The organism is Sphingobacterium multivorum (assembly GCF_039511225.1).
Taxonomy (GTDB): domain Bacteria; phylum Bacteroidota; class Bacteroidia; order Sphingobacteriales; family Sphingobacteriaceae; genus Sphingobacterium.
The window spans coordinates 3,525,541-3,537,114 of the sequence record NZ_CP154261.1; the positions used below are offsets into that span (position 1 = coordinate 3,525,541).

An 11,574-nucleotide genomic window follows, 5' to 3' on the forward strand; every position below is an offset into this window, starting at 1 on the left:
ATTTTTTATGCTTTTATAGGTCATAAGTTAGTACCCAAATTGTTGAAAACAAAGAAAATTATCGGGCGAAATTTGTAGTCTGGTTGCAGGACATGAAATGCTTAAACAATTCTTGAAAAAGATAGCTCATCCGATTCTTTTGGAAAAATCAGTTTGATCCGTAAAATACTCAAGCCCTATAATCAATATCATGGTGCTACCGTTATTTATTTTCTGTATTAATGATAGCAAATCCCACTGTCCTGTAACATACAAATAGGTTGCATAATAAAAGATGAATAAACATAATATGCAATAATATTTAAAAAAAGTGAGTTTAGATTTGAGCACGTATACGGTAATACATACCACACATGAATAAAACAGATTAGTTGAAATAGCCAACATCAAATCATGAAAGGATGTAATTATAAAAAATGTAAAGGGCATAGTAAGTACTCCAACATACTTTATGAAATTTGACGCTGTTGTATTAGGAATTTTTTTTGATATATGAACAAAAAATACAGCACAGCTTATGGAATAGAAAAACATACCTATAAATGCCCAGTATTTAGCGGTGTTTTCGGCTCCATTTAATGCTTTTTCTCCAAATAAGTTACTAAAAAAATTCTTTGACCAATCAAATCCAATCGATGATTCATTCTGGTACGTTCCACCCGGATAAACCGAAATTGCAATGTACATAAAAATCAATGCAATGATCATCCCTATCAACACAAAATACCGTTTTAATAAATTCATTTACAGAGTATTAATAATTTGTTATATTGGGCTTCAATTTTCTAGCGCCAGTTTACCAATGGCATACGTTTTATTTTAAGAGCAAATTCACTTATTTTTCATAAGGAAACCTTAATCGCATATTCATTGAAAGGTATAAATCAAATTCCCATACAATACAGTCTTTCTCTAAACGGCAACCCGTGCCTTGAATTATGATCAAAGGTTCTTAAAAGCTGAAACATTTGTTCCAGAATACTTTTTGAAAAACCGGCTAAAATGGGCAGGACTTTCAAAACCAAGTTCGTAGGCTATTTCCTTCGCTGACTTCTCGGTATAATGGAGGTACCTTTTAGCCTCAAGAATTATTCGGTTACGGATAAGAACAGATGGCGCTGACTGTTTCAACAGACCAAATACATTGCTCAGTGTTTTTGGTGATTTGTTGAGTGCAGCGGCATAGAACCTGACTTCATGTTCCTCTCTTGTGGTATTGATAATAACTCTCTTAAGAAGGGTGCGCAGCATTTCACCCTGAAAATTATCTTTTACCATCATCTCATTGGAAAACACATTCTCCAGATGAGACATTTCTTCGACAGCAGTATCATTTAATACAATGAACATTGGATGTCGAATACCATAGAACAGAAAACCAACACAACCGACCTCAGCATCGTGGTCAACGATACAATAGAACTCCCTATTAAACTGCCAGGCAGTCAGCGCATCGGGCTGCTCAAATACAAAATGCTGATTGGAAACCAAAGGAAGTATACACCTTGATGGCATCGTATAGCTAATCTCATCGATCGTCACTTTCTGTTCGCCGCCCTTGTTGTAGATAAATGTGTTGATAGGCAGAGAACCCGCACTACGAAGTCCCCTACCTGAAAACTGGTTGTTGTCACTATGCATCACAAACCGTGCTGCGGTCACGTTATCATTATACTCCCTAATCATGTTGTCGTTTACTTACAGCATTTCAATTCGCATAAATTTAATCATTTTCTTAAGAGTCTACTATCCAAAAACTAGAAATTTAAAGGTCTTCTTTAATGCTGCTTGCAGCTGCAAGCAGCAGATTGGAGGACAATCTCTGTTTAAAATTGGGATTGATAAATTCGAAGTGTATGGTTCCCATTTGATCGACTATAAAAACTGATGGCACTGGAAGCAATAACTCGCTGTCCTTACCTCCAGTTGTTTTCGGAAGCATCTCCCAATAGTCTTTTGGAGCTTTATATGCAATCCCCATTTGTTTCGACAGCGCAAGATCTGAATCCGATAAAAGTGTATAGCTTAATTTTTCTTTTGCTGCAGCTTCCATTAGTCCTTCAGATTCGTCTGTGCTTATGGCAATCAACTGATACCCCATTTCTTCCAATCCTAAAAAGGCCTCTTGTAAGCCCGAAAGTTGTCTGATACAATAAGGACACCAGCCACCGCGGTAGAAAACCAAAATGGTCGGTTTTTGGGAAATCGCCCTATTGAGATCAAATCCTTTACCGGAAACGTCAAACAATACGGCCATCGGTATTTTTTCTCCACACAATAGCGGGCTGATGTCTTCCGGATTTTGCGGAATATGATAAGGGGATTGCTTCATTTCGATTTTATGTATCACGCCGTCAGCTTTACTCATGCGAGACGGCTCTTGCGCATTGGCTATGCCTGCGATGCACGTCGTGAATAACAGCAACGCAATAAACGCAGCTAATTTTGTTTTTATATAATTTTTCATTTTACAACACATTTACTACTTATTAAACTGAATCTATACTTTTTGTCCATGGAAACTCAATCGATACTTTAGCCCTGCATGTAATAGGTTGCTGATTGTCCTGTCTCCAGTAAGGACAATAATATCCATGAGATTTTCGTACGTATAACCGGACTCAAAAATTAGTTGATTGTTACTTTAATCATGCTGGAAATTGATGGCAGTGTGGTGAACCCATTTGGATTAGGCACTTCTATAACAGGTTTACGTTCTGTCGCAGGAGTGCCGCCTAATCCTGCTTGCTCATTGCCGGCTCCGGGAAACTGATTAATCGCTGTCCCATTGTCAAACAATCCGATTGAATAGGATACATCTCCTTTTACTGTTGCATCAATTCCATTACCTTTTGTGGCAAAGAACCAATCGTTGGAAAGCCCGTACATGCTTGCAATGGCAATTCGGTCTCCACTTGCTACACTTAACTGCTGCGAAACGCTACTTCCCGCCTGCGCTCCGATTTTAGGAAGTAATACAGTTGAGCTAGCCGCCGGAAGGATATAAACAGCTTTTACACCTGCGAGTGTTTTAAGATAAGTCGCCAGGCCTGATGCATCACCTTTTTGCGCTAAATCTTTCAGTCCTTTTCCACGGTCATTTTCACCGGTTTTATATATCGGGTTTTCGATGCCTTTATACAACACCACCAAAACCGGAGATAATGGTGTAAAAATACCTGTTTGTGTATTGATATAATTTCCTAAAACGCTATTGTCTCCCATTTCCGCAATATTTGTCATTCCATTTGCACTTGGTTTTCCTGCCTCAAATAATGGATTAGAATTTATCAGCTTGCCTCCTGCGATATATGAAATCGCCCAAACTCCGGGACTGAAGGGAGTCGGATTGCTCGTATCGCCAGAGGTATTCGTGATTATAAGTGTAAAATTGGAATCCCCTTCATAATGAAGTGTTGCCTTCATTAAGGTAGAAGCTGCAGCATAAGTATTGCCCTGTGCATCGGTTCCATTTACTTCGCTAATAGCTTTTGGAGCAGTTTCTGTGGTTCCCGGGTGCATTACAGCTGCGCCTGGTTTCTGATTGATACGAGTACCATTATCCCATAATTTGATCTGTACCGAAACATCGCCCTCAACCGGAGTTCCATTGTCCTGATACAGCTTTATGCCAGGATTTTCGGGGGCAAAAAACAAGTCATTCGACCAACCATACATCGTTGCAAAGCTAAGCGCTTGTCCTTTGGCTGCAGAAAACTTAATGGAAATTGCTTCACCAGGCATAATCACTGGCGAAGCACCATTGTTTTTAAAACGACCAGACTCGACCAATGGTTTCGAATCCAATACATTTTCTATCGTGATGGTCGTCTCCGACATCGATGGCATAGCATCATTTTTTTTGCAAGCGGTAATTAGCGAGGGGAATGCTGCTATAGCCCACAAAATTGAATGTTTATATTTCATAATGAATTCTTTTTAAATTACATTACAAATGTAAATTTCATCAGAGGAGCTGCAGGTATCTGGATTTCCCGCTGTGTTGCCGATATTTCCCGATGGAATAGTTTATAGGGAAGTAGGTGTTGGACTGTATTGATAGTACAAGAGGACTGATCCGCCAGAAAAAGGCTTTGTTTTTAACAATTTAAAAACTTTTCTATCGATTATATTTTCAAAAAGTGAAAGCCCCTGTCCTACAACAACTGGATAAATGCACAGTTGAAATTCGTCGATCAAATTGAGATTCAACAACTGTACAATTAAACTTCGACTCCCAACCAAAATATCCCTACCGGATTGCTGTTTCAATTTCAATAATTCATCTTTAAGTATACCATCGGCCAATTTTGCACTTGCCCAGTCTATATTTTTCAGGCTATTTGAAAAAACAACTTTTGGAATTTTATCGATAGCCAATGCAAAGTCATCCATTGATTTTTCACCTGAGGGACTTTTCACAAAAGGCCGCCAATATTCCATAAGCTGATAGGTAATCCTACCATACAAAATGACATCAGCGTTATTTAATAGATGCGTATAATGAAGATGTATTTCCTCATCGGGAATGCCTGCTGTATGATCACAAAACCCGTCAAGGGTCATATTGAATGCTGCAATTACTTTTCTCATATCCTTACGATAAGCTTCTTTTACACCATAAATCTAACATTTTATATATTGAAAAGACTTTGCATACGACAAGAAATAAAACTGATGTACTATTTTACATTTTTCACCATCAAGATTATTATTTTAATTCTTATTTTCACAAGCGCAACAGGAAGCAAAATCCGTTACCCCTGCTGTAGGATCAATGCTTTCGCAGGTGCAGTGGCGTCTGTTAGTGTAGTAGTAAAGAAATATACTTAGCAATGCTCAGAAAGTTTCTGGATCTGAGATACACGTTTAGAAAAGAACATATGAAAAAAATCGTGTTATTAAACACAATGTTTATTCCATTAATCGGATGGGCTCAATTACAGCCAGTTTTTAAGCATAAAGTAGATTCTATTTATGATAAAAATAAGGATGCAATCGGGATTATTGTTCATGTAGAAGCACCGAAACACAATATTTCCTGGAGTTATGCAAGAGGAGTAGCAGATACCAGCACGAACCAAGCGCTGGAAGACCAACAGCCTGTTTTGATTGCTAGCAACACAAAACCTTATGTTGCTGCAGCAATGCTAAGATTGGTAGAAAAAGGTGAATTTTCTATTGATCAACCGATTGCCAATTTATTATCAAAAAAAACACGTCACCTATTTGAAAGCGATGGCTATAATCTAGCGGGAATTACTATAAAGAACTTGCTGTCACATACTTCGGGAATTCAAGATTATGTAGATGAAGCTTATTTTGAATTCGTCAATCAGCATCCTAAATATAAATGGAAAAAAGACGAGCAGATCAGAAGATCCATCGATATCGGGAGCCCTCAGCCTGTCGGTGAAATATTTAGTTACGCTGATATTAATTATTTGCTCCTCACCGAGATTATTGAGCAAAAAACGCATCTGCCATTTTATACAGCTATTCGAAATTTACTGAAATACAAAGAATTAAATCTTACAAAGACATGGTTTATAAACTTAGAGCATTATCCTGAAAGCACCTTGCCACTCGCCCATCAATACGCTAACAAATACAACTGGGACTCTTATGCTATTGATCCTTCCTGGGATCTGTACGGAGGCGGCGGAATCGCAGCAACAGCCAAAGAGACTTCCCTGTTTTTCCAATATCTATTTGACGGGAAAATCATTCAGGATAAAAAGCTTCTAGAAGCGATGCATACCTATGTTCTTTCGTCAGATAAATCTAAATATTGTTTGGGAATTTATCATTTTGACATGGGATTCAACGCCTACTATCATGGGGGTTGGTGGGGAACAGATGTGATCTATTCGCCGGAGTCTGATGCGACTATCACTGTCTTTACATTGCAAAAAGGATTTCAGCACGTCATCAATCCATTTATCGGAAAAGAATTTCAAAAGCTATTGATTGCAAAATCAGCAATAAAATAATAGTTGGCTTCGCTGCATTACTATGGAAAGCTTAAAATTCGATTGCCAACAGAATCATGTACTTTATTAGGTAAGCACTAGAAAGGCTGTCGCTTACGATATTGAATATAGTACACAATTACATTTAGCAAAACAATAATGGCTGCCATTATAGCCGCTGCATATACAGTGCTATTAACCAATTTATTAGCAGCTGCAATGGCTATGAAAGCCCATACGGCGACAAGTCCAAATACCGGCAAATGACGTTGCCAGATCATCAATAAGTGAAGGATTAATGCAATTGCAAACATGATAATAGCCCACATGGTAGCTGATAATCCAAAGCCGCCCCAGCCTATCTTCGTCAGATAGGCTGCAATATTGGCTATCAAAGCGACAGAAATCCACCCTGCATAAAGTTGAAAAGGGATCTTAAGAAATATACGCTTGCTGCGTGCAGCATGAAACGCAATAGTTTGTGTATGGTAAATTATCGTTAATAGCGACACAAAAAGTAAGACCATCAATAAAATAGTTAAAAAGGTATAGTCATACAACCAGGTAATGACCCATAGACTATTTGCTAGAGAAGAAATCAAGAACCACCATCCGACTTTTAAAACTACTTTATCTTTTTCATTTGTCTGTCTGACAAAAGGACCAAAATAAATTACAAATCCAAACAACCCCAAATAAATGAGACCCCATATGGAAAAGGCATATCCCGCAGGTGTAAATAGATTTTGATATTTAGCAGAAATTGTTGCCATGGTCTCCCCATTAAAAATCCCCGTATTGGATAGGTAATTAATGATCACCGTGATGACCAAAGCAACTCCATTGCTTATTTGATAAAATTTCTTCATTGTAGACTACTTCTTTCTTTTCGGTCACGTGAACTGCAATAGATTCGTTACCACTAATTCTGAGTTTGATTAAATAATTTTTCTAAAACCTGATAACGGTAATCAAAGATTCGCTCCAACTTCCTTTTAACAAAAATTCCATGCGCAATTGTGCCTAGAATCCCCAAAGGCAATTCATAATCAACCCTGTCTTTCATGAGCACCCCATTTTCATTTGGAATAAATTCATGAAAATGATTCCAATAGGCATAAGGTCCTTTTAGTTGGAAATCAGTAAAACTTTTATTCTTTTCCACCTGCGTTATTTGGGTCTTCCACTTCAGCGGAAACCGAAGAATCGGAGATACCAAATAATCGATGATCATTCCTTCAAAAATTTCTTGTTGATCACAGTCTGAGGTGACTACAAAACCCATATCTTTTGGAGTAATTTCTGAAAGATTCATGGGTGAGGAAAAAAATGCCCATGCGGTATCCATATCGCAGGTCAATTGCTGTTCTCTATATAATTTGTACCTCATCTGATTTGAGCTAACTTTATTGCTTGCCAATATAACAATATTAATGCAATTTAGTTTATTATTACACCATAAAACACCTTTACGAGGTACTGAATCGGTGTTATAAAGAATATTTTTACACAAATACATTATTTAAATTGAAGCTAGCTTTTAAAGCATACTTTTTATCAATGGCTATTTAGCAGCAATATCCTTTTCCAATGCTTTTACGAGCGCCTTTGTATAACTTTTAGAAAAATCTGCTAAGCTGGAAGGGTTGATCGTTTCAGACTGTACACTCCAAAGCAGTTGTTCGGAGCTAACATCATATAGATTGCTTTCCAGATAGTACATTTTATCCGTCGTGTAATAACCAGGATCGTATGCAATGGGGTACCAATGGGAGTAATAGCTCCAAAAATTACCATACCAACCAAATCTCGGATAAGGCATATAAGGCCCATTTCCCGGTACATATCGGGTCTCGCTGGCTTTGTCGATCAGGGTAACAGTGAAAATGGCATCTGCATTCAAACTTTGTACTGCTTTCATCACTAAATCTTTGTTTTGACTTTCATCTTTGGTAAACGTCCGTTTAAAAACGTCGCTGCTTTTAATAGCCTTGTAGCCATGCATGGAAGCTGCTTCTGCCAAATTGGATTCAATGACCTCCTTTGCTTTAGCGTGGTTTGTCATTGCAATAATGAATATTGTTTGGTATTGTTTGGGAGTAAGGTCTCTATTTTTATAGATATCTGTTATCCTTGTTGAAGTGCTACAAGCCAACAACAATAAGCTTGAGACAATTGCGATTAAAAATGACTTCGATTTCATATGTTTTAAAAATTAGTGTCGTTTAAATTGTTGAAGAGCGTCTTTTCCGAGGGATGGTAAAATTACAGCAGTAAATAGAATTATAATGGACAGTTTAATAGCACATCCTATCTAACCTTTTGTTAAACAACACTTTTACAACAACATTTGTTTTCACTATTATTGATCGTAAATGAAATACTTTAATTTTTAATTGATATTATCAGAAAATCATCTTGACCATTTCAATCTGGTTGATTGTGTTGACTAAGCCTTGTCTTTGTAGAAATAGTTGCAAGTTTTTGGCTTTTTCATCAACGTTAGTAATTTGTACCTTTGCGCTGGACACAAACACTTTCAGCTCGGATAAAAGCTGTGTTGCAATACCTTTCCGCCTATACTGCTGTGCTACAGCAATTTGGTAGATCCGCCTATTGGACGAATTGAACAAGATATATCCCACCAAATCGGAGCCAATAAATGCCCCCAACCCTTTAAGCTGAATTAATTTACTACGCTCACTTCTATTTTGCCAGCTGGGTTCAACATCCCAAAAAGACTGCAAAATATCCCAAGAAAAGTCATGGATAGACTGTATACGGATAGGCTGTGTTCCGCCAGATAAAGCACCCATCTTTACATGAAGTTCTCCTCCAAAGCACAGTAATCTACGGCCTTTAACAAAACCATTTTTTTCATATACCCGAATAGCACGTCGATTACTTTCTATCACTTCCAATAGTAATTTTTTCACGCGATACTCTCTGAAGGATGGCTGCATAAATCTGTACATTTCACCGACTAATCCGCTGTTCCGATAGGCGGGCAAAACACCTGTACCAGCATTGTAGATCACTTTACTACCCTCAATTTCTCGCATGCCATGCATGATAAAAGCTACCAGTTTTATTCCGTCAAAAACACCAACTGACAAGTCCATTAAAATATCCTCGCCTCGGATCTTCGACTCCAATTGCAATGCGTCTAACTGAAATGGTACAATATAGTCGGCAAAAGCTCCATTAATTGCATTTAATAAGTCAGCACTATCTCCCGCTTTCAATTTTCGTATCTCCATCCCTTATTTTTTATGGACTATTAAATTTATTGATGCCTGAACAAAGAGCTCTCATGCTATCCTTTCCTAAATTTTTTCATTCGGACAAAATCTGATTTCTGTGATGCTTCAAATGCACCACATAGTCAAGCATTAAAAATTCGAGGCTATGGTCATTACAAGTCCTTTGAATCAATTTGTTCGCAATTACCTGCTTAAACAAAAACAACAATTGTTCGTTTACCGATCGCCATAGATTGCATAATTTCTCGGTCTCAGCATGTTGGTAACCTGCAGATGCACAATAGGCTACCTGATCATAGTATATTTTTGGATTTTCTTCAAATTGAGCTCTTATAAACCGTTGGTAATTAACAAAAGCGCTATCGACTAGATGACCCAGAATCTCTTTTTTGCTCCATTTATCTGGTTCTAATTTGCGATTAAAATCGTTTTCATTTATTTCCAAAATTTGCGAAGAAAACTTCTGAATAATATGCTCAAATTCTTCCAATAATGTATTCATACCTAAATCTAGCTAGTATAACCTTAATTTCTTACCAATTTAATCCGATGCATCCACGCTGCTTTGTCCAAGGTTCTCATTATAATACGATTCTATTGTTCCGCAACCTTTATTGTACCATTCCACTATTGTACCATTCCACAGCTTTTGCTTCATGCTCTTTCAAAAACTCATCTTTCGCATCATTATAATCGTTACCATCTTTCCATTGCTGCAGTACCAATTTTTCTTTGAGTGCCTGATAGCGATCTCTTACATTGTCGTGCGCACGCAGGTAATCGCGAAAGGCTATATGGCGCAACCAGTGTTTTGATTGCAAGGGTATGCTATGGATATGTGCTACTCGTAACGAATGGTCATGCAATCGTGCTGGAATTTCATCGCCAGGTGCGATTTGCTCTGGTAATCCTAATACTTCAGGACGATCAATCAGGGCGATAAAAAAACGTCTGTAAGGCATATCCTCATTGTATTTTTCATAATATACATAGCACTTGTCCCGCAACAGGAACGGAATGCGATCAAGATCGTTTTCTTCCTCTAAACCGATCAATATATCAATGATTGGTTTGGCAGACAATCCCTCAACGGCCGTACTGCCTATGTGATCAACCCTCGACCTTATTGGTTTCAACAACGTAAAAAGTTCATGTTGAATACTGTCAAAATTCGCTTTCCATATCGGATTATAAGGTTCAAACGGTAAAATCATACGCTGTTGTCTTTGCCAATATAAGATAAATACACATCATTCGATCAAATACGCCTCGAATGATACCCTAAAAGTTAAAGTTAATAAATTTATCGCTTTCCGAGAGAGCCTATAATCCAGTTCTCTTTTTTCTAATGCATTTATCGGGCAAATCTCTTCGTTCCAACGACACAAAGAATAACAGCAACTGTTACGGCCAGCATGCCAACACCGACTTGTTCATGAAGAAGCCCGGCGGCTAAAGCCAGACCGAAAAAAGGCTGGAGTAACTGTAACTGCCCAATGGTCGCCGTGCCACCTTGGGCAAGTCCTTTATACCAAAAAACAAAGCCAATAAACATACTGAACATCGACACATAGGCTAAACTGGCCCAGGCCCCGATAGGCACAGTGTCAAAAGAAGATGGAAGATAGATAAAGGTAAGTGGCAACATCAACGGCAGCGACAAAACCAAGGCCCAGGAAATGACCTGCCAGCCCCCTAGCGTCTTGGTCAATTTTGCACCTTCAGCATAGCCCAAACCACAGAGAATGACCGATAAAATCATTAAAACGTCGCCTAAAGGTGAGGCTGTTAATCCTTGTGCCATCGCATAGCCGATCACCAGTAGACTCCCTAAAGCCGAGAACAGCCAAAAGATTGGCTTCGGACGCTCGCCACCGCGTATAATACCAAATACGGCTGTCGATACGGGCAAAATACCGATAAAAACGATGGAATGCGCGGACGTGATGTGCTGCAGAGCCAAAGCGCTCAGTAAGGGAAATCCAACGACACATCCTATTGCCACGATGCATAGCGAACCCAATTGCTTTCTTTCTGGACGTTTTTCCTTAAAAACCATCAATGTTATCAGTGCCAATATGCCTGCAATGGAAGCCCTTGCTAGTGTAACGAATACAGGATCAAACGCTAAAACGGCCATGCGTGTTGCCGGCAACGAACCACTAAATAATACCACACCAATAAAACCGTTTAACCAACCGCTTGTTGTATTTTCCTGTAATTTACTTATACTTAATTCCGCCATGTTTAAATCTTTTACACAAAGTTCGTCCATTACAAGAACTAAGCACAGTCACAGTTTTTGATAATTCAATGGACACAGCTACCTTTGAAGACGA

General features: G+C 38.4%; 13 protein-coding genes. 1 reads left to right on the forward strand and 12 read right to left on the reverse strand.

The genetic code is table 11. The features are described from left to right. Positions 1 to 126 precede the first annotated feature (126 nt). The 5 genes from AAH582_RS14795 to AAH582_RS14815 form a co-directional block, all read right to left on the reverse strand. Positions 127 to 744 (reverse strand): hypothetical protein, encoded by a 618-nt coding sequence (locus AAH582_RS14795; RefSeq protein ID WP_343318328.1) that lies wholly within the window; start codon positions 742 to 744, stop codon positions 127 to 129. Positions 745 to 942: 198 nt separating this feature from the next. Beyond that, complete coding sequence (locus AAH582_RS14800; protein ID WP_343318330.1) at positions 943 to 1,686, reverse strand: helix-turn-helix domain-containing protein; 744 nt, start codon at positions 1,684 to 1,686, stop codon at positions 943 to 945. Between the two features lie 79 nt (positions 1,687 to 1,765). After that, positions 1,766 to 2,467, reverse strand: a complete 702-nt coding sequence (locus AAH582_RS14805) for a peroxiredoxin-like family protein (protein ID WP_046672972.1) — start codon at positions 2,465 to 2,467, stop codon at positions 1,766 to 1,768. 161 nt (positions 2,468 to 2,628) lie between these two features. After that, positions 2,629 to 3,927, reverse strand: a complete 1,299-nt coding sequence (locus AAH582_RS14810) for a spondin domain-containing protein (protein WP_343318333.1) — start codon at positions 3,925 to 3,927, stop codon at positions 2,629 to 2,631. 102 nt (positions 3,928 to 4,029) lie between these two features. Then, positions 4,030 to 4,593 (reverse strand): dihydrofolate reductase family protein, encoded by a 564-nt coding sequence (locus tag AAH582_RS14815; RefSeq protein ID WP_046672970.1) that lies wholly within the window; start codon positions 4,591 to 4,593, stop codon positions 4,030 to 4,032. Positions 4,594 to 4,883: 290 nt separating this feature from the next. Between AAH582_RS14815 and AAH582_RS14820 the strand changes: the two genes are divergently transcribed. Beyond that, on the forward strand, positions 4,884 to 5,993 hold the full coding sequence (locus tag AAH582_RS14820; RefSeq protein WP_343318336.1) for a serine hydrolase domain-containing protein: 1,110 nt from the start codon (positions 4,884 to 4,886) through the stop codon (positions 5,991 to 5,993). Between the two features lie 77 nt (positions 5,994 to 6,070). On the opposite strand, the gene AAH582_RS14825 is transcribed toward AAH582_RS14820, so the two are convergent. The 7 genes from AAH582_RS14825 to AAH582_RS14855 all read right to left on the reverse strand — a co-directional run bounded on the left by AAH582_RS14825 (position 6,071) and on the right by AAH582_RS14855 (position 11,480). Then, positions 6,071 to 6,841 carry a hypothetical protein gene (locus AAH582_RS14825; RefSeq protein WP_343318337.1) on the reverse strand — a complete coding sequence of 257 codons (771 nt, stop codon included), beginning with the start codon at positions 6,839 to 6,841 and terminating at the stop codon, positions 6,071 to 6,073. Between the two features lie 53 nt (positions 6,842 to 6,894). Continuing rightward, complete coding sequence (locus AAH582_RS14830) at positions 6,895 to 7,362, reverse strand: SRPBCC family protein (RefSeq protein WP_046672968.1); 468 nt, start codon at positions 7,360 to 7,362, stop codon at positions 6,895 to 6,897. A 174-nt stretch (positions 7,363 to 7,536) separates the two neighbouring features. After that, on the reverse strand, positions 7,537 to 8,175 hold the full coding sequence (locus AAH582_RS14835) for a hypothetical protein (RefSeq protein ID WP_343318339.1): 639 nt from the start codon (positions 8,173 to 8,175) through the stop codon (positions 7,537 to 7,539). A 202-nt stretch (positions 8,176 to 8,377) separates the two neighbouring features. Further along, the gene (locus tag AAH582_RS14840; RefSeq protein ID WP_343318341.1) at positions 8,378 to 9,232 is read right to left on the reverse strand and encodes a GNAT family N-acetyltransferase; all 855 of its coding nucleotides are present in this window, start codon (positions 9,230 to 9,232) and stop codon (positions 8,378 to 8,380) included. A gap of 76 nt (positions 9,233 to 9,308) precedes the next feature. Beyond that, complete coding sequence (locus tag AAH582_RS14845) at positions 9,309 to 9,737, reverse strand: DinB family protein (protein WP_343318342.1); 429 nt, start codon at positions 9,735 to 9,737, stop codon at positions 9,309 to 9,311. A 109-nt stretch (positions 9,738 to 9,846) separates the two neighbouring features. Then, positions 9,847 to 10,449 (reverse strand): GrpB family protein, encoded by a 603-nt coding sequence (locus tag AAH582_RS14850; protein WP_343318344.1) that lies wholly within the window; start codon positions 10,447 to 10,449, stop codon positions 9,847 to 9,849. A gap of 140 nt (positions 10,450 to 10,589) precedes the next feature. Further along, on the reverse strand, positions 10,590 to 11,480 hold the full coding sequence (locus AAH582_RS14855) for a DMT family transporter (RefSeq protein ID WP_343318346.1): 891 nt from the start codon (positions 11,478 to 11,480) through the stop codon (positions 10,590 to 10,592). Positions 11,481 to 11,574: the final 94 nt, after the last annotated feature.